The organism is Erythrobacter sp. S158, from assembly GCF_057364915.1.
Genome location: NZ_CP200279.1, coordinates 2,251,040 through 2,267,907 on the forward strand (window position 1 = coordinate 2,251,040; position 16,868 = coordinate 2,267,907).

Annotated in this window: 16 protein-coding genes and 1 tRNA gene; 11 read left to right on the top strand and 6 right to left on the bottom strand. The window is 61.7% G+C overall.

Annotated features, from left to right (window positions below):
* The first annotated feature begins 12 nt into the window (after positions 1 to 12).
* The 8 genes from AC0V6T_RS11060 (at position 13) to AC0V6T_RS11095 (ending at position 8,178) form a co-directional block, all read left to right on the top strand.
* Positions 13 to 2,280, top strand: coding sequence for a marine proteobacterial sortase target protein (locus AC0V6T_RS11060; RefSeq protein ID WP_486126860.1), 2,268 nt, complete (start codon positions 13 to 15; stop codon positions 2,278 to 2,280).
* Between the two features lie 56 nt (positions 2,281 to 2,336).
* Positions 2,337 to 2,903 carry a class GN sortase gene (locus AC0V6T_RS11065; protein WP_486126862.1) on the top strand — a complete coding sequence of 189 codons (567 nt, stop codon included), beginning with the start codon at positions 2,337 to 2,339 and terminating at the stop codon, positions 2,901 to 2,903.
* Positions 2,904 to 2,961: 58 nt separating this feature from the next.
* Positions 2,962 to 4,200, top strand: a complete 1,239-nt coding sequence (locus AC0V6T_RS11070; protein WP_486126864.1) for a pyridoxal phosphate-dependent decarboxylase family protein — start codon at positions 2,962 to 2,964, stop codon at positions 4,198 to 4,200.
* Between the two features lie 36 nt (positions 4,201 to 4,236).
* The gene (gene mtgA / locus AC0V6T_RS11075; protein WP_486126866.1) at positions 4,237 to 4,932 is read left to right on the top strand and encodes a monofunctional biosynthetic peptidoglycan transglycosylase; all 696 of its coding nucleotides are present in this window, start codon (positions 4,237 to 4,239) and stop codon (positions 4,930 to 4,932) included.
* A 5-nt stretch (positions 4,933 to 4,937) separates the two neighbouring features.
* Positions 4,938 to 5,927 (top strand): cation diffusion facilitator family transporter, encoded by a 990-nt coding sequence (locus AC0V6T_RS11080; RefSeq protein WP_486126868.1) that lies wholly within the window; start codon positions 4,938 to 4,940, stop codon positions 5,925 to 5,927.
* Positions 5,927 to 6,532, top strand: a complete 606-nt coding sequence (locus tag AC0V6T_RS11085) for a sigma-70 family RNA polymerase sigma factor (protein ID WP_486126870.1) — start codon at positions 5,927 to 5,929, stop codon at positions 6,530 to 6,532. The genes AC0V6T_RS11080 and AC0V6T_RS11085 overlap by 1 nt, the downstream gene beginning before the upstream one ends.
* Positions 6,529 to 7,338: an anti-sigma factor gene (locus AC0V6T_RS11090; RefSeq protein ID WP_486126872.1), complete on the top strand. Its 810-nt coding sequence runs from the start codon at positions 6,529 to 6,531 to the stop codon at positions 7,336 to 7,338. Before AC0V6T_RS11085 ends, AC0V6T_RS11090 begins: the two co-directional genes overlap by 4 nt.
* 270 nt (positions 7,339 to 7,608) lie before the next feature.
* Positions 7,609 to 8,178: a fasciclin domain-containing protein gene (locus AC0V6T_RS11095; RefSeq protein WP_486126874.1), complete on the top strand. Its 570-nt coding sequence runs from the start codon at positions 7,609 to 7,611 to the stop codon at positions 8,176 to 8,178.
* Between the two features lie 129 nt (positions 8,179 to 8,307).
* Here the strand turns inward: AC0V6T_RS11095 and AC0V6T_RS11100 are convergent, their stop codons facing one another.
* The 4 genes from AC0V6T_RS11100 to AC0V6T_RS11115 form a co-directional block, all read right to left on the bottom strand.
* On the bottom strand, positions 8,308 to 9,000 hold the full coding sequence (locus AC0V6T_RS11100) for an aspartate/glutamate racemase family protein (RefSeq protein WP_486126876.1): 693 nt from the start codon (positions 8,998 to 9,000) through the stop codon (positions 8,308 to 8,310).
* A 7-nt stretch (positions 9,001 to 9,007) separates the two neighbouring features.
* Positions 9,008 to 9,352, bottom strand: coding sequence for a hypothetical protein (locus tag AC0V6T_RS11105; RefSeq protein ID WP_486126878.1), 345 nt, complete (start codon positions 9,350 to 9,352; stop codon positions 9,008 to 9,010).
* Positions 9,352 to 10,614 carry an ATP-dependent Clp protease ATP-binding subunit ClpX gene (gene clpX / locus AC0V6T_RS11110; protein ID WP_486126880.1) on the bottom strand — a complete coding sequence of 421 codons (1,263 nt, stop codon included), beginning with the start codon at positions 10,612 to 10,614 and terminating at the stop codon, positions 9,352 to 9,354. The genes AC0V6T_RS11105 and clpX overlap by 1 nt, the downstream gene beginning before the upstream one ends.
* A gap of 209 nt (positions 10,615 to 10,823) precedes the next feature.
* On the bottom strand, positions 10,824 to 11,531 hold the full coding sequence (locus tag AC0V6T_RS11115; protein ID WP_007163192.1) for an ATP-dependent Clp protease proteolytic subunit: 708 nt from the start codon (positions 11,529 to 11,531) through the stop codon (positions 10,824 to 10,826).
* Positions 11,532 to 11,647: 116 nt separating this feature from the next.
* On the opposite strand from AC0V6T_RS11115, the gene AC0V6T_RS11120 reads away from it, so the two are divergent.
* Both AC0V6T_RS11120 and AC0V6T_RS11125 read left to right on the top strand, forming a co-directional pair.
* On the top strand, positions 11,648 to 13,177 hold the full coding sequence (locus AC0V6T_RS11120) for an amidase (protein ID WP_486126883.1): 1,530 nt from the start codon (positions 11,648 to 11,650) through the stop codon (positions 13,175 to 13,177).
* A gap of 53 nt (positions 13,178 to 13,230) precedes the next feature.
* Positions 13,231 to 14,559 carry a cation:proton antiporter gene (locus AC0V6T_RS11125; protein ID WP_486126885.1) on the top strand — a complete coding sequence of 443 codons (1,329 nt, stop codon included), beginning with the start codon at positions 13,231 to 13,233 and terminating at the stop codon, positions 14,557 to 14,559.
* Between the two features lie 75 nt (positions 14,560 to 14,634).
* Here the strand turns inward: AC0V6T_RS11125 and tig are convergent, their stop codons facing one another.
* Positions 14,635 to 16,206 (bottom strand): trigger factor, encoded by a 1,572-nt coding sequence (gene tig, locus AC0V6T_RS11130; RefSeq protein ID WP_486126887.1) that lies wholly within the window; start codon positions 16,204 to 16,206, stop codon positions 14,635 to 14,637.
* A 59-nt stretch (positions 16,207 to 16,265) separates the two neighbouring features.
* A tRNA-Leu gene (locus tag AC0V6T_RS11135) sits at positions 16,266 to 16,350 on the bottom strand.
* Positions 16,351 to 16,529: 179 nt separating this feature from the next.
* On the opposite strand from AC0V6T_RS11135, the gene AC0V6T_RS11140 reads away from it, so the two are divergent.
* The gene (locus tag AC0V6T_RS11140) at positions 16,530 to 16,817 is read left to right on the top strand and encodes a DUF3297 family protein (protein WP_486126889.1); all 288 of its coding nucleotides are present in this window, start codon (positions 16,530 to 16,532) and stop codon (positions 16,815 to 16,817) included.
* Positions 16,818 to 16,868: the final 51 nt, after the last annotated feature.

Genomic DNA, 16,868 nt, shown 5'->3' on the forward strand with positions numbered 1-16,868 from the left:
ACGGAGGCTTACATGCGACGAATTACATTGTCACTAGACCGCGACGCACTTGTCGTCATGCTCATTCTTGGGATCACGGCCTTGCTCGCGATCGCGAGTTCGGCGCTGTCGGCGCGGCCGGGACACAGCACCATTGCGGGCGCAGCCCTCGACGCAGCAGGCGACGCCGTGCGCATGGGCGGCACCCCCGAACGACGTCCGTCTCCGCGCTTGGCCGCGACATCTGAGGGAGGGCTGATCCTCCGCCCCGTCTCTTCAGGAGCGGTCGCCACCGATGTCCCTGCCATGCGGCTCGGCACCGACATCGTTGCGAATGTCTCGGGCCAGACCGCGCGCGTGACCGTGACGCAAGCATTCCGCAACACGTCGGAGCAATGGATGGAGGCAACCTATCTCTACCCGCTACCCGACGATGGCACCGTCGACACTCTGAAAATGGTGGTCGGCGACCGCATCTTCGACGGTAAGATCAAGCCGCGCGAGGAAGCGCGCGAGATCTACGAAGAAGCCAAGGCGAGCGGCCAGAAAGCTGGCCTCGTTGAACAGCACCGCCCCAACATGTTCCGCAATTCGATCGCCAATGTTGGCCCCGGTGAGACGGTGCTGGTGCAGATCGAGTTCCAGGCTCCCATTGCGCAGGTCGCAGGCGATTATTCGTTGCGGATGCCGCTCGTTGTGGGGCCGCGCTACATCGCGGGTTCGGCCAATGCGAACGGCACTCTCAGCCGCGCCGCTCTGCTCGCAGGCTCGGCTGACCTCATCGCACCAACCGCCGACCCAGAAATGGTTGCGCGCGCTGGAAGCGGGCTCAATCCGGTGAGCATAACCGTCAATCTCGACCCCGGCTTTGCGCCCGAGGCGATTTCCAGCCCCTATCACGCGGTGAGTGTGCGTGGCTCCGGCTCGACACGCACAGTGACGCTCGCAGACGGAGCCGTGCCCGCCAACCGCGATTTCGAGCTTCGCTGGAGCGCATCGGGAGACGCGCCCACGCTCGGCCTCTTCAAACACCGCCATGGCGAACTCGAATATGTCATGGCGACGATCACCCCGCCCGCGCTCGAACGGGTTGGCGAGGCTCCCCCGCGCGAGATGATCTTCGTGATCGACAATTCGGGCTCGATGGCAGGCGAAAGCATGCCCGCCGCGCGCCGCAGCCTGCTCTACGCGCTCGAAACCCTGCGGCCGCAGGACAGGTTCAACGTCATCCGCTTCGACGACACGATGACTGAGCTCTTTGCGAGCGCGGTCGAGGCAAGCGACAGCAACATCGCGGCGGCCAAGACCTTCACTCACAACCTCATGGCCAATGGCGGCACGGAAATGCTGCCCGCCTTGCGCGCCGCGCTGCGCGATCGTGCCCCGGATGAGCGCGTGCGGCAGGTCATCTTTCTCACCGACGGCGCGCTCTCGAACGAGGCGGACATGATGGAGGAGATCAATCGCAATCGACAGGACAGCCGGGTTTTCATGGTCGGCATCGGCTCGGCTCCGAACACCTACCTCATGCGCCGCATGGCAGAAGCCGGGCGCGGAACCTTCACGCATGTCGGCATGGGCGAAGAGGCAGAAGACCAGATGCAGCGCCTTCTCGATCGGCTCTCGCTTCCCGTCGCGACCGGCCTCACCGCGAATGTCGAGGGAGGCAATATCGACTTCGCGCCGCGCGATTTGCCCGACCTTTACGCAGGCGAGCCCCTGGTTTTGCTGGGCCGTACTCGCCATCTCGAAGGCACGCTGACGGTGAGCGGCATGATCGAAGGCGTGCGCTGGACGCGCAGCATCGCCCTTACGGATGCGAGCGACAGCGATGTCGTAGCCAAACTCTGGGCCTCGCGCCGGATCGCCGAGGTCGAAGCTGAACGCTGGTCGGGCGAGACTTCGCACGAACGCGCCGATACCTCGATCGAGGAGCTCGGCATGGCCTTCCACCTCGTCACCAGCCGCACCAGCCTTGTCGCGGTCGACGACACGCCTAGCCGCCCGGACGGCGCATCGCTCACCCGCGAGGAACTGCCGCTTCTGCTGCCAGCTGGCTGGGACTTCGATCACTTGTTCGGCGGACGCGTGGCGAATGCTGCTGATTGGCAAAAGCTGGCCGATGCGATGGGCGAAGAAGAACGCCAGCGCCTCGAACTTCCGAACACCTCGACCGGGTACGTCCTCACCCTTGCCCTTGGCCTCCTGCTCCTCCTGGCAGGCGTGCTCGGCGGCCTGTGGTGGCGGGAGCGGCTGGCTGAGGGCCTCGCCTCGCGAAGCCTCCGGCAGGTGGCGGTCTGATGCTGGCCGTTCCCGCAATCCGGCACCAAGGGCGCGCGCAGAGGAAAGGAGACGTGATGCGCGCCCTTCCCTTTTTGGTCGTCGCGGCGCTGCTTGTGAGCGGCGCCGCGCTCGTGGCGAAGGCGCTTTACATTCCGGTCAAGGCTGAGGTCGCTCAGATCCTTCTGGAGCGGGCGTTTGAGCGAAGCGTTGCGGAGGGCATGCCAGTCAAACCCTGGGGCTGGGCCGATACCGCGCCGGTTGCCCGCGTCAGCGTGCCGAGCCTCGGCGCAAGCGAGATTGTGTTGTCGGGTGGATCGGGTGAGGCCATGGCGTTCGGACCGACCGCGGTGCTCGACGATGCGGCGCGCGGAATAACCGTGCTCGCCGCTCACCGCGATACGCATTTCAAATTCGTCGCCGATGTGGAGCCGGGTGATCTCGTGCGCTTTGAACGCATCGACGGGAGCACCGCCACCTATCGCATCACTCATCTCGAAACGGTGCGGTGGGACGAGTTTGCTTACCCGACGCACCCCGACAAGGGCATTCTCGCACTAACCACCTGCTGGCCGTTCGGCGCGCATACGCCCGGCCCGCTTCGCCGGGTGGCCTGGGCCGAGGAGGTTGATCTTCGCGTTTGAACTCGCTTCCCGCTTGTGACACTCACATAGGCGAATGACGCTTTGAGGGAGAGAGCGAATGGCAATGCCGAAAGCCGGCAGAAGCTGGGAGGACGTGCGCGAGGAGATGATCGCTCGCGGCGCAGGCGATGCAAAATGGCGTGACGGCAAGACCGCTGTCTATGTCTTCAATGCAGGCCCTGAAATCGGTGAGGTCCAGCACGAGGCCTACACGCTCTTCATGTCGGAAAACGGTCTGGGACCGCTCGCCTTTCCCTCGCTTGCGCAAATGGAGCGCGAGGTGGTTGAGATGGCGCTTTCGGTCCTCCACGGCCCCGAAGGCGCAACCGGAGCGATCACCTCAGGAGGAACCGACAGCATCACGATGGCGATGAAGGCCGCGCGTGATTACGCCCGTGCGGAGAAAGGCCTGAGCGGTCCAGCGAACATCGTGCTCCCCCAATCCGCGCATCCCGCTTTCGACAAGGCCGCGCACCTCATGGACATCGAAGTGCGGCGCGTGCCGCTCAAGGTCGATGGCAGCTACGAAGCAGACCCTGCAGCGATGGGCGAAGCCTGCGACCAATCCACGATCATGATGGTCGGCTCTGCTCCCAACTTCCCCCACGGCATCATCGACCCGATCGCGGCGCTGGGACAGGTGGCCGAGGCCAAGAGCGTCTGGCTCCACACCGATGCCTGTGTCGGCGGATATTTCGCCCCGTTCGCGCGCATGAATGGCGTGCCTGTGCCGCCGTTCGATTTCGAGGTCGCGGGCGTCCATTCGATGAGCGCGGACCTTCACAAATATGGCTACGTCGCGAAAGGTGCCTCGACCGTGCTGTTTCGCAGCAAAGCGCTGTTCGAGCACATGCCCTTCGACACCAAGAACTGGAACGGTGCGCCTATGAAGACACCCACCCTCGCCGGAACACGGCCCGGCGGCGCTATTTCAGCGGCTTGGGCGGTGATGAATGTGCTGGGCATCGAGGGTTATCGCGAGAAACAGGGACTGGTGTGCGAGACCCGCGAACGGGCGGAGAAAGGGCTAGCGCAGCTTGGCTTTGAGGTGCTTGGCAAACCGATGCTTGGGCTGATCGCCTTTCGCCATCCGGAACACGATAGCTTCGCGCTCTATTCCGAGATGTATCGCAAGGGCTGGTTCGCCTCGATCACCATCGATCCGCCTAGTCTACACCTCATGCTCTCACCCAAACATGCCGAGGTGATCGACCAATATCTCGATGATCTGCGCAAAGCATGTGAGACCGTTGCGGCAGGCAAGGAAGGCGCCAAGGTCGAAGCGCGCTACAATTAGTAGCCAAGCGGCGTGCAGCCGAGTAATCGGCGCAAAATGGCACAGGCGAAGACCCGCTCAATCCCCGCACGCGTCGCTCGACTGATCGCGCAGATCATACTGTGGTTCATCGGGCTAAGCCTGCTTCTGGTTATTGCCTACAAGTGGATCCCCATTCCCGTCACCGCGACCATGGTGATGGATGAAAACGGCATCACCAAAGATTGGGAGAGCCTAGACAATATCGACCCCAACCTTGTCGCAGCCGTAATCGCGGCGGAGGACTCCAAATTCTGCGAGCATTTCGGCTTCGACACCGAGGCTATCGAGCAGGCAATGGAGGAGAACCGCGAAGGCGGGCGCATTCGCGGCGGCTCGACCATTAGCCAACAGACCGCAAAGAACGTCTTCCTGTGGCAAGGCGGCGGCTACTTCCGCAAGGGCGTGGAAGCGTGGTTCACGTTCTGGATCGAAGCCGTCTGGGGCAAGCGCCGGATCATGGAGGTCTATCTCAACGTCGCAGAAACAGGGATCGGGACTTACGGCGCCGAAGCCGGGTCGCAGCGCTATTTCGGCCACTCCGCCGCTCGCATGTCGCCCGACGAGGCAAGCCGAATGGCTGCTGCCCTGCCCCAGCCCAAAAAGCGCGCTGTGGTCAGCCCCGCTGGCTGGCTCGCGCGCCATGGCAATTCGATCGAGGCCCGCATTAACGTCGTCAAAGGTGACGGGCTCGACGACTGCGTCTATCAATAGACCCGATGGCGCACGCACACGCTCACCACCACGGCCATTCTCACCCGCACAGCTCGGGTGAGAGCGACTGCCACGGCCTGCATGACCGCCATGGCCATCACCACGCGCCAAAGGATTATGGCACCGCATTTATCCTCGCCATCCTTCTCAACACCGGTTTCGTGATCGTCGAGGCAACGTTTGGCTTCCTCTACGGCTCGATGGCGCTCGTGGCAGATGCCGGACACAACCTGTCGGACGTTCTCGCCTTGCTCCTTGCATGGGGTGCCAGTGTGGCCGCCAAGCGCGCACCGACCGAACGGTTCACCTATGGATACAAGAGCTCCACGATCCTTGCCGCGCTTGCCAACGCCCTGCTTTTGGCGGTCGCGATCGGTGCGATCCTGTTCGAGACGATCCATCGCATGTTTGAGCCCGCCGAGCCTCAGGGCATGGTGATGATGATAGTCGCTGGAATCGGGATCCTCATCAATGCGGGCACGGCTATGCTGTTCCTTCGCGGACAGGAAGATCTCAATATCAGGGGCGCTTACCTTCACATGGCTGCCGATGCGCTGGTTTCGGTCGGCGTTGTCCTCGCCGGGCTTGCGATCCTGCTGACTGGTCTCGCATGGATCGACCCCCTCGTCAGCTTTGCAATCGTCGCAATGATCGCCTGGGGTACGTGGGGCCTTGCCAAGGACTCTATCCTTTTGAGCTTGCTTGCAGTTCCTGCAAGGCTTGACGTGGCCGAGGTGCGCGCGCATTTGGCTCGCATGGACGGGGTGGACGACGTGCACGACTTACATATCTGGCCGATGTCGACGACCGAGACGGCACTGACCGCGCATCTTGTGATGCCCGGAAAGCCGGCGAGCGACACGTTCCTGAAATCGGTTTCAGATTCTCTCGAAGCGCGCTTCGGGATTGGCCACTCGACGATCCAGGTCGAAAGCGACCCGTGCGAGCATGGCTGCGAGGACGGATCACCAGAAAGCGAGACGATACAGCACTGATGGTTGATGGTGGCTCACCCAAGGCATCCGATGCCAATCCGGACGCTGCCAAGGCGGCCCGCGAACGCCTGCGCGCTCAGATGGTTCGCCTCGCCGAAGGGGACCAAAGCGCGCTCGAAGAGGTCTATGAAGCAACCCGCGTGAAACTGTTTGGCATCTGCCTGCGTATCTTGGGCGATCGAAAGGAAGCCGAGGACGCATTGCAAGACGTCTATATCAACCTGTGGCAGCGCGCCGGTAGCTACGACCCCTCGCGGGCGAGCCCTATCTCGTGGCTGGCGACATTTGCGCGCAACCGCGCGATTGATCGACTGCGCACCGGGAAAGTGCGTGGCGGAGCTGTGCCCGTTGAAGAAGCAGCACCGCTCGCCGACGAAGCTCCACTGGCGGACAGCTTGTTGATCGATGCGGAAAAGTCCGCACAGATTCACACCTGCCTCGACACTCTCGACGATCGCACCGCGATGCATATCCGCAGCGCGTTTTTCGATGGCTATACTTACGCGCAGCTGGCCGAGCGCGCCGATGTGCCGCTGGGCACGATGAAGAGTTGGATCAGACGCGGGCTGCAACGCCTGCGTGCTTGCCTGGAGGCGAGCGAATGAGCAGTCCGAGGGATCAGGACATGGATGACGATTTCAAGCGCGGCAACGCCTTGTCAGCGGCCGAGTATTCGCTCGGCCTGCTCGAAGGCGAGGAATTGCTCGCCGCCAAGGGCAGGCTCGCGAATGACGATGGCTTTGCCTGGCGCAAGGTATGGTGGGACAACTGGTTTGCCCCGCTGACCGACCAAATGCCTGCCGCAGAACCGGGCCCACAGGTTTGGGAGCGTATCTCCGCCGAGATCAAATTGCGCCGAGCCGACGACATGCCCGCAAGCGGCGTGGTCGCTGCCAATGACGGCGCTGAGAGCAACGTGGTCGACATCACCGCGCGCCTGCGCCGCTGGCAGTGGACCGCCGGTCTGACAGGCGCTGCGGCGGCAGTTCTTGCTGCGGTCGCATTTGTTGGTCAGGGCACTGGCTCTGCTCCGGTCCCGACCGCGACCGAGGCTCCGCAATTTGCAAGCGCAGACCCATTGGTTGCACAGGTGCCGATTGGCGACACCGGCCTGCGGCTCGACGTGACATACATTCCGGAAAGCGACCGTCTGTTGGTGGGCGCGATCGGCCTTACCGCCGATGGCGTTCACGATCACGAGTTGTGGCTTGTTCCCGAAGACGGCAGCGCGCTGCAATCGCTGGGCGTCGTGGCGCCGGGCGAGGTGCGCAGCTTTGAGCTGACAGACGAAATCGTCGGTAACATGGGAAGCGGCGTGAATCTTGTCCTCACGCGGGAGCCGATTGGCGGCAAGCCTGAAGGTGAAGATGCGGGCCCAGTTGTGGCCGAAGGCACTCTGACCTCCGTCTAATCTTGCTCGCGACGAGCATTCTCCAGTACTGAAAAGAGCTGATACGGCCCCCTATACGGGCGCCGTTGTCATTTCTGCGTGCAGCAAGCGAACGTGCTTTTGTACACATCGTGTACCGATTTACTCGCTTTGTCGCATGCACGAGGCGTTTCAACGTTGCTTTCTGCCAATTTCGCAACAAAATCGAGAATTGCTCGCATCCGCTGCATCAGCGCCAGCGTAGTTCTCCATGCAAGACCGGGAGGGATTGCGACAATGGAGAGATCAATCATGACCACTGCCAAGACCTTCCGTAACCTCGTCATCGCGGCTGTCGCCGCAACCACCGGCATCGCTGCCGTTGCCACCGCACCGGCCTATGCGGGCCACCATCACCGCACCGCGAGCACGCAGGCTCCGAACATCGTTCAGACCGCGCAGTCGACCGGCGTTCACAACACGCTCGTTGCAGCCGTGACCGCGGCAGACCTCGCTGGCACCCTCTCGAACCCTGGGCCGTTCACTGTGTTCGCCCCGACCGACACTGCCTTTGCAAAGCTCCCCGACGGCACCGTTTCCACGCTGCTTCGTCCCGAAAACAAGGGAACGCTGACCACCGTCCTCACCTATCACGCCGTGTCGGGTTCGGTGACGTCGAGCGATCTTGTGAGCCTCATCAAGCGCCACAACGGTACCGCGACCATCGAGACGCTTGCCGGCGAAGAGCTGACCGCTCGCCTGTCAGGTGATACGATCGTCATCACCGATGCCAAAGGCCGCGCCACCGCCGTGACGCAGGCCGACGTCCAGACCTCGAATGGCGTCATCCACGTGACCGACGGCGTGTTCCTCCCCGCCTAACCCTTAAACCCTCTCACAGCTGGCGCTGCCCCCATCGATCCCCCCTCCCAACCCGGGGTCAGCGCCGACAACCGCCCCGCCCGGTCGTACCTCCACGACCGGGCGGGGTTAGTATTTGGGGCGTGTTTCTTACGAGAGCGCGAATTCGACGGCGGCTAGCGCGTGCAATTCAGTCGTGTCGAAGATTGGCACCGGACTGTCGCTCTGGCTGATGAGAAGCATGATCTCCGTGCAGCCGAGGATCACGCCCTGCGCACCCTGATCGACCAGCCTTGCGATGATCTCGCGATAGGTTTCTCGCGAGGCATCGAGCACTTCGCCCGCAATCAGTTCTTCGTAGATGATCCGATGAACCTCGGCCCTGTCGCCGGCTTCCGGGATGACCACGTCGAGCCCGTGATGCTCCGCGAGCCGCTCGCGGTAGAAGTCCTGTTCCATGGTAAAGGCTGTGCCCAAAAGCGCCACTTTGGTCAGCCCTTCTGCGCAGGCCGCGTCCGCCGCGCTATCGGCGATATGCAGCAGCGGGAGGTCGCTCGCCTCTTCAACGTCGTCGGCGAGCTTGTGCATCGTATTGGTTGCAATCAGAAGGCAATCGGCTCCGCCCGCTTCGAGCGCACGTGCACTGTCTGCCATCGCCTCGCCCAGTTCCTCCCACTCGCCATCCGCCTGCAACTGCGCAACCGGCGCGAAGTCGAGGCTGTGCAGAAGGATGCGCGCCGAGTGAGGTGAGCCAAGTCGGTCGCGCACTGCTCGATTGATGATGGCGTAGTATTGCGCCGAGCTTTCCCAGCTCATCCCGCCGATAATGCCGATCGTTTTCAAGCGAAGCTCAGCCTTGTTCGTTCGCCCAGCGCACCAGGAGCCACAGGATGAAGACCTGGGCAGCAGCGCCGACAAGGCTGGCAATCACGACCCCGGTTCCCGGCTCACCTCTGATGCTTTCCGGCGGGAAAAGCGCCGGAGTGAAGACAGCCAGAGCAATCGCGCCGATAATGACAGCGGGCACGAGCCAGATGATGAGCCAGCGCGGGCCGTAGGATGTTGGCTTGAGAGTGAAGCCGAATTGCCGGGGCAGGCGATCATATCCGGCGAAGCGTCGCTCCGCCCAGAATGCAGATGCGATGAGGAACAGGCTGGTTACAGCTGCAAGCAGCAGGGGCCCGCCTGAAACCATCAGGCTGCTTCTTCCTTCGCCTCGCCGCCATGGACGCGGATCGGGTCTTTCTTGCCTTCGACCACATCCTGATCGATCACGATTTCGGCAACGCCTTCCATATCGGGAAGGTCGAACATCGTATCGAGCAGAATGCCTTCGACGATCGAGCGCAGGCCGCGCGCGCCGGTCTTGCGCTTGATGGCGCGTTCGGCAATCGCGACGAGGGCTTCGTCGGTGAAGGTCAGGTCAACATCCTCAAGCTCGAACAGCTTGCGGTACTGCTTGACCAGCGCGTTCTTCGGCTCCTTCAGGATCGTGACCAGAGCATCGACGTCGAGGTCGTGCAGGGTCGCGATCACCGGCAGACGACCGACGAATTCCGGAATGAGGCCGAACTTGAGAAGGTCTTCAGGCTCGCTCTTTTCAAGCAGTTCGCCAACCTTGCGCTTCTCCGGATCGGCGACATGCGCGCCAAAGCCGATCGAACGCTTCTGCAGGCGGTCGGCGATGATCTTGTCGAGACCGGCAAAGGCCCCGCCACAGATGAACAGAATGTTTGTCGTGTCGACCTGAAGGAATTCCTGCTGCGGGTGCTTGCGACCGCCCTGTGGCGGGACGGAAGCGGTGGTCCCTTCCATCAGCTTGAGCAGCGCCTGCTGGACGCCCTCACCCGACACGTCGCGCGTGATCGAGGGGTTTTCCGCCTTGCGTGTAATCTTGTCGATCTCGTCGATGTAGACGATGCCGTGCTGCGCTTTCTCGACGTTGTAGTCCGATGCCTGCAGCAGCTTGAGAATGATGTTCTCAACGTCCTCACCCACGTAACCCGCTTCGGTCAGCGTGGTGGCGTCGGCCATCGTGAAGGGCACGTCGAAGGTGCGCGCCAGCGTCTGCGCGAGCAGCGTCTTACCCGTACCGGTGGGTCCCACCAGAAGGATGTTCGACTTGGCCAACTCTACCCCGTCGGCTTTGCCCGAGTGCTTCAGGCGCTTGTAGTGGTTGTGGACCGCGACCGACAGGTTCCGCTTGGCCGAGTTCTGGCCAATCACGTAGTCGTTCAGCGTTGCAAAGATTTCGGAAGGGGTCGGGACCTCGCCTTCCTTCTTGCCGGCGATGCCAGCCTTCGTCTCTTCGCGGATGATGTCGTTGCACAGCTCCACGCATTCATCGCAGATGAACACGGTCGGGCCGGCGATGAGCTTGCGCACTTCGTGCTGCGACTTGCCGCAGAAGCTGCAATAGAGGGTGCTCTTGCTGTCAGATCCGCTCAATTTGGTCATTCCTGTTGTCCTCGGATCCAGTGGGCCAGATTGAGAGAATCCGACCCGTGGATTCGGCAAATGTATCTTTCCCGCCAGATGAATCAACTCATCGGCGTCGATTTTTGGTCCACGTTACGTGGTAATCGTGCACCACTTATGAAGATTGGCCTGAACCATTGGTAAGCGCGTCCCATGCTGGGGCGCTTACATAGGTTCAATTTAAGGCCTTACTCGGGCGCGCCGCCCGAACCTTTTTCCTCTTCGCCTTCGTCACCTGACTCAGGGCGGGTTTCGAAGACCTTGTCGACGAGGCCGAACTTCATCGCTTCCTCAGCCTCGAGGAAAGTGTCGCGGTCCATTGCCTTCTCAATCTCGTCGAGGCTCTGGCCGGTGTACTTCACGTAAAGGTCGTTCATGCGCGAACGAATGCGCAGGATCTCGCGAGCCTGGATCTCGATGTCCGACGCCATACCGCGCGCACCGCCCGAAGGCTGGTGGACCATGATGCGGGCATTGGGAAGCGCGACACGCATACCCGGCTCACCCGCGGCAAGCAGGAAGCTGCCCATCGACGCGGCCTGACCAATGCACACGGTCGAAACGCGCGGCTTGATGTACTGCATCGTGTCGTGGATCGCCATGCCGGCAGTCACCACGCCGCCGGGCGAATTGATGTACATGCTGATCGGCTTCGAGGGATTTTCGCTCTCGAGGAACAGCAGCTGGGCAACGATCAGCGATGCCATCGTGTCTTCGACCTGACCGGTCACGAAAACGATGCGTTCGCGAAGCAGCCGGCTGAAGATGTCGAATGCGCGCTCACCCCGGCTCGATTGCTCGACCACGGTGGGCACCAGCGCTCCCGTCAGCGGGTCGCGCTCGAACTGGCCCTGAGTGCCGTGGGTTTCGCCGGAATTGCCGAACAGATCGATCATGAAAGGATTTCCTCGTCCAAAAGATTGACCGTCTATGTCGGACGCGACTGTCGATTGTTCAAGGGGATTAACTTTGCTCTTGGGGAAAGGGCGGAAAAGTGCCAGCATCCTGCCCCATGATCAGGACATCTGCTGCGCTCATAGCGCTCTCGCTTTCCCTTGGCCTTTCATCAGCCAGCGCTCAAGAGAATGAGGCGAACAGCGCATCGCACATGCATGACAGCTTCGGCGAGACCATGCGCGTCACTGACTACATCCTTCGCATCCAGGCGCTCGACGATAACGGGCCGCAGCTGAACGCGGTTATTGATTACAATGTCGAAGCACCGGTCGAAGCGCGCAGGCTCGCCTCCACCGGCATCCTGCGCGGGCGCAGTGTGCTGGTGAAAGACAATATCGACACACGCGAATTCGCGACCACTGCAGGCAGCCTTGCACTGGCGAACAACCGCACGGGCCGAGATGCGCCACTTATCGCCAATCTGCGCGCTGCTGGCGGAGTGGTACTGGGCAAGACCAATCTTTCCGAGTGGGCGAACATTCGCTCCAACGATTCCACCAGCGGGTGGAGCGCGGTCGAGGGGCTAACTCGCAACCCGCACGCAATCGATCGCAACACCTGCGGTTCCTCCTCGGGCAGCGGTGCGGCGGTCGCGGCGGAATTTGCATGGGGCGCAATCGGGACCGAAACCAACGGCTCGATCACCTGCCCGGCCTCGATCAACGGCGTCGTCGGCTTCAAACCTTCGGTCGGCATCGTGAGCCGCACACACGTCGTGCCGATTTCGAGCACGCAGGACACCGCAGGGCCGATGACGAAGACGGTCTATGACGCCGCGCTTCTGCTTTCCGCCATGGCTGGTGAAGACGAGGCGGACGCAGCAACAATCGGCGTACCGCGCATCGCGGACTACACGGCAGGCCTTGGCGATTTCAGCCTCGAAGGGGTTCGCATTGGGGTCATGCGCGAGCAGGTTGGAAACAACGAACAGGTCGAAGAGGTGTTCGAAGCGGCCTTGAAAGATCTTAGCGACGCAGGAGCCGTGCTGGTCGATATCGAGTTCGAGCCGAATTCCGAAATGTACCGCGACAGCTTCACCGTGCTGTTGTTTGAGCTGCGGGAGGAAATGGGCAAGTACCTCGCCTCAATCCCGGAGATGGAAGGCGCAGAGACGCCGCGTACGCTTGCCGACCTAATCGCCTTCAACGAAGCCAACGCGGACACGGAAATGCGCTGGTTCGACCAAGGTATCTTCCAGACCGCAGAGGCCACGACCGACCGCGAGGCCTATGAGACAGCCCGCGCCAACGCGGTCCGGATCGCAGGCGAAGAAACGCTCGACAAGCTGATGGCCGACAACGACGTGCAGTTCCTAGTCTCACCCACCAGGGGGCCTGCATGGATGAGCGACCTCGTGCTCGGAGACCAGTTCAACGGCTCGATCGGTTTCGGCTCTCCCGCCGCCATCGCGGGCTATCCGCACCTCACCGTGCCGATGGGACATGTCGAGCGCCTCCCTGTCGGGATCAGCTTCTTCGGCGCGAAATGGGCCGATCACGATGTGCTGAAAGTGGGCGCAGCCTATGAAAGAGCGCGCACGGCCGAATTGCCGCGCCCTTCCTTCCGCCGCTGGTCGCCCGAGTGACGCCCTAGGCGTAGGTTCGGGAACCTCGCTCCCGATCTGCGCGTAGAGAAAGCATGGTCGAACCCCGCATTTTCATGATTGCAGCGTTTGGCGTGGCGCTCGTGCTTGCCGTTGCGCTTGAGCGAAAGCTCGCCAGTTTCTCGCTTAGCCTGCCTATGGTCTACGTGCTGGCGGGGTTTCTGATCACGCTTCTCCCGGTCGACCTGCCCTCGCTCAATCCAGCATCCGACAGCTTCGATGCGTTGACTCTTGAATATGTGACCGAGTTCATCGTCATCGTTTCGCTCGCTTCGGCTGGAATCGCGATCGACAGGCCTGTCAGCTGGACGAATTGGGGGCAGATCTGGCCGATGCTTGCGGTCGCCATGCCTCTCACCATTGCTGGCGTAGCCTTCCTCGGCTGGTGGGCGTTGGCCCTGACACCGGCGAGCGCGATCCTTCTGGGGGCAGCCCTGGCGCCCACCGACCCGGTGCTCGCGCGCAGCGTGCAGGTCGGCCCACCGATGCAGGATGAACGCAACGATGTGCGCTTCAGCCTAACGGTCGAGGCAGGGCTCAACGATGGCCTCGCCTTCCCATTCACCTATCTCGCAATCGCCGCGGTCGGCATGGCCAGCCTTGGCAACTGGACGCTTGAATGGGCCGGGTTCGACCTTGTCTGGCGTATAGCAGCAGGACTGGCTATCGGCTGGGCCATCGGGCGGATCGGCGGCTGGTACGTGTTCGAGTTCGAAGCCGACACGCCGATGGACGAATTCGAGGAAGAAGGTCCGCGCTACCAGACGCGTGAAGGGCTTGTGGTGCTAGGCACTCTTCTCAGCGCATATGCCATCGCAGAGCTTATCGAGGGATACGGCTTTCTTGCAGTCTTCGTCGCTGGCGTCGTCGCGCGGCAGCTCGAGAACCGCAGCGAATACCACCGGATCAGCCACCACTTCATCGACCAGCTCGAACACATCGTGCTGATCCTCGTCCTGCTAGGCTTTGGCATGATGCTGGGAAGCGGCGTGCTCGACGCGCTGACCTGGCCCGCCGCCCTTATCGGGCTCGCCCTTATCTTCATCCTGCGCCCGATCAGCGGGATGCTGGGCCTCGCACGTTGCGGGCTGCACACCTATGGCAAGTTCGCCATCGCGTTTCTGGGAGTGCGGGGGATGGGGTCGATCTACTACCTTGCCTACGGCCAGAATGCTGGCGACTTTCAGGGCCTCGATGTGCTGTGGGCGACGGTCAGCTTCGCGATCCTTGTATCGATCGTCGTCCATGGAGTGCTTGCCGGGCCGCTGGTGCGCTTTGTCGAGCGCGGCGGCTACCATGTCGATCATACGGGCGAAGACATCTACCGCGAGGGCGAGGTAGAAGAAGCCAAGGCGGCGCAGTAACGCTCCGGCAGATACGAAAAGGGCCCGGTCAGCATGCGCTGGCCGGGCCCTTTCGTGATTATGCGGTGATGAAGCTTACTTGTCGGCGCTCTTCTTGGCCGGAGCTTTCTTGGCAGCCGGCTTTTTGGCCGGGGCCTTCTTAGCGGCAGGCTTCTTCGCCGGTGCTTTTTTGGCGGGAGCCTTTTTGGCGGCCGGCTTTGCCTCGGCATCGTCTGCCTTCTTGGCCGGAGCCTTCTTCGCCGGTGCTTTCTTCGCAGCAGGCTTCTTGGCAGGAGCCTTCTTTTTCGGCGCAGCCTTGGCCTTTTCCGCTTCGGCTTCCTCGTCCGCTTCGATTGCTGCCTGCAGTTCTTCGGCGGTCACTTCACGCTCGGTGACATCGGCCTTGTCGAACAGGAAGTCGACGACCTTGTCTTCGTAAAGCGGTGCGCGCAACTGGGCAGCAGCCATCGGCTCCTGCTGGATGTACTGGACGAAACGCTCGCGATCTTCCTCGCGATACTGTTGAGCAGCCTGCTGGATCAGCATGTTCATTTCCTGGCCCGTCACTTCGACGCCGTTCGCCTGACCGATTTCGGAAAGGAGCAGGCCAAGACGCACGCGGCGCTCCGCGATGCCCTTGTAGTCTTCCTTTTCGTCTTCGATCTGCTTGAGAGCTGCTTCGGGATCTTCTTCCTTGGCAGCTTCCTGCTGAAGCTGGGCCCAGATCTGTTCGAACTCGGCATCGACCATCTTCGAAGGCACTTCGAAGTCGTGGCCAGCAGCCAGCTGGTCGAGCAGCGAACGCTTCATTTGCGTTCGCGTGAGGCCAGCGGTCTGCTGTTCGAGCTGACCCTTCATGATTTCCTGAAGCTTCTCGAGGCTGTCGAGGCCGAGGTTCTTGGCGAACTCGTCGTCGATCTTGGTCTCGGTTTCGACCTTCACCGCCTTAACAGTGACGTCGAAGGTTGCTTCCTTACCGGCGAGGTGTTCGGCCTGGTAATCTTCGGGGAAGGTGACGGTGATGGTCTTCTCATCGCCTGCCTTCACGCCGACCAGCTGCTCTTCAAAGCCGGGGATGAACGCACCCGAACCGAGAACCAGCGCAGCATCTTCGGCCTTGCCGCCTTCGAATTCCTCGTCGCCAAGCTTGCCGACGAAGTCGATGATGAGCTGGTTGCCATCGGCTGCCTTCTTGGTCTTGGCAGCATCCTTGTAGCTCTTGTTCTGACCGGCAATGCCAGCGATCGCTTCTTCGATCTGCTCATCCGAAACCGGAACGGTCAGCTTTTCAAGCTTGAGACCTTCGATGCTTGGCGCGTCGACCTGCGGGAGCACTTCGAGCTCGACCGTGATTTCGGCATCCTTGCCTTCTTCGTAGTCTTCGTTGAGCGAGACCGCCGGCTGCATGGCCGGACGCAGGTCTTCGTCCTTGATCAGCGAATCGACCGAATCGCGGATCATGTCGTTGAGCGTCTGGCCGTGAAGCTGCTCGCCGTGCATTTTCTTGACGAGGTTTGCCGGCACCTTGCCCGGACGGAAGCCCGGCATCTTCACCTGCGGGGCGACCTTTTTGATCTCCGCGTCGATCTTGTCCGAGATCTCTTTCGCGCTCAGAGTGATCACATAGGCGCGCTTGAGGCCTTCGTTGGTGGTCTGCTTGATAGCCATGAGTAGTGAACTTGTGCCTTCTAAATTGGATCGAGGGGATCAGCGAGCCAGGGCGAAGTTGGTGCGGGCGAAGGGACTCGAACCCCCACATCTTGCGATACTGGTACCTAAAACCAGCGCGTCTACCAATTCCGCCACGCCCGCCTGCCCGAACGAAGCCGCGCGGGAAACCGAAAGGTCCCCGCGCGCGTTGCCGATGGCCTCTAGAGACGTTGGCGCAAAAGGGCAAGCGCCCAGAGTAGTGATAAGTGTGCGCAGTGATAGATGTGCGAAGTGATGTGCGCGCTTGTTTCGCCGGCAAAGCGGCCCTATGGGCGCTGCCCATGTCTGAAGAACAAAAAACCGATCTCCCGCCCGACCACCTCTCGGTCAATCCGCGCAGCGAACACTTCAACGCCGAGGTGCTTCAGCGCGGCGTTGGCATCAAGTTCAAGGACCGGGTGCGCACCGACATCGAGGAATACTCGATTTCCGAAGGCTGGGTCCGGGTGCAGGCGGGCAAGACCGTCGACCGCAAGGGTCAGCCGCTGACGATCAAGCTGACCGGTCCTGTCGAGGCATGGTACGAAGATCTCGGCGACAATCCGCCGGTTGCTAAGAAGGAAGGCTAATCGGCCCGTTTGCTTGCCAAGTGGCGAGTGAAGCGCCACTTGCGTGTGCAA

Coding starts and splice junctions, on each gene's coding strand:
- AC0V6T_RS11060 (WP_486126860.1), top strand. CDS start 13: ATGCGACGAATTACATTGTCACTAGACCGCGACGCACTTGTCGTCATG.
- AC0V6T_RS11065 (WP_486126862.1), top strand. CDS start 2,337: ATGCGCGCCCTTCCCTTTTTGGTCGTCGCGGCGCTGCTTGTGAGCGGC.
- AC0V6T_RS11070 (WP_486126864.1), top strand. CDS start 2,962: ATGGCAATGCCGAAAGCCGGCAGAAGCTGGGAGGACGTGCGCGAGGAG.
- mtgA (WP_486126866.1), top strand. CDS start 4,237: ATGGCACAGGCGAAGACCCGCTCAATCCCCGCACGCGTCGCTCGACTG.
- AC0V6T_RS11080 (WP_486126868.1), top strand. CDS start 4,938: ATGGCGCACGCACACGCTCACCACCACGGCCATTCTCACCCGCACAGC.
- AC0V6T_RS11085 (WP_486126870.1), top strand. CDS start 5,927: ATGGTTGATGGTGGCTCACCCAAGGCATCCGATGCCAATCCGGACGCT.
- AC0V6T_RS11090 (WP_486126872.1), top strand. CDS start 6,529: ATGAGCAGTCCGAGGGATCAGGACATGGATGACGATTTCAAGCGCGGC.
- AC0V6T_RS11095 (WP_486126874.1), top strand. CDS start 7,609: ATGACCACTGCCAAGACCTTCCGTAACCTCGTCATCGCGGCTGTCGCC.
- AC0V6T_RS11105 (WP_486126878.1), bottom strand. CDS start 9,352: ATGGTTTCAGGCGGGCCCCTGCTGCTTGCAGCTGTAACCAGCCTGTTC.
- clpX (WP_486126880.1), bottom strand. CDS start 10,614: ATGACCAAATTGAGCGGATCTGACAGCAAGAGCACCCTCTATTGCAGC.
- AC0V6T_RS11115 (WP_007163192.1), bottom strand. CDS start 11,531: ATGATCGATCTGTTCGGCAATTCCGGCGAAACCCACGGCACTCAGGGC.
- AC0V6T_RS11120 (WP_486126883.1), top strand. CDS start 11,648: ATGATCAGGACATCTGCTGCGCTCATAGCGCTCTCGCTTTCCCTTGGC.
- AC0V6T_RS11125 (WP_486126885.1), top strand. CDS start 13,231: ATGGTCGAACCCCGCATTTTCATGATTGCAGCGTTTGGCGTGGCGCTC.
- tig (WP_486126887.1), bottom strand. CDS start 16,206: ATGGCTATCAAGCAGACCACCAACGAAGGCCTCAAGCGCGCCTATGTG.
- AC0V6T_RS11140 (WP_486126889.1), top strand. CDS start 16,530: ATGTCTGAAGAACAAAAAACCGATCTCCCGCCCGACCACCTCTCGGTC.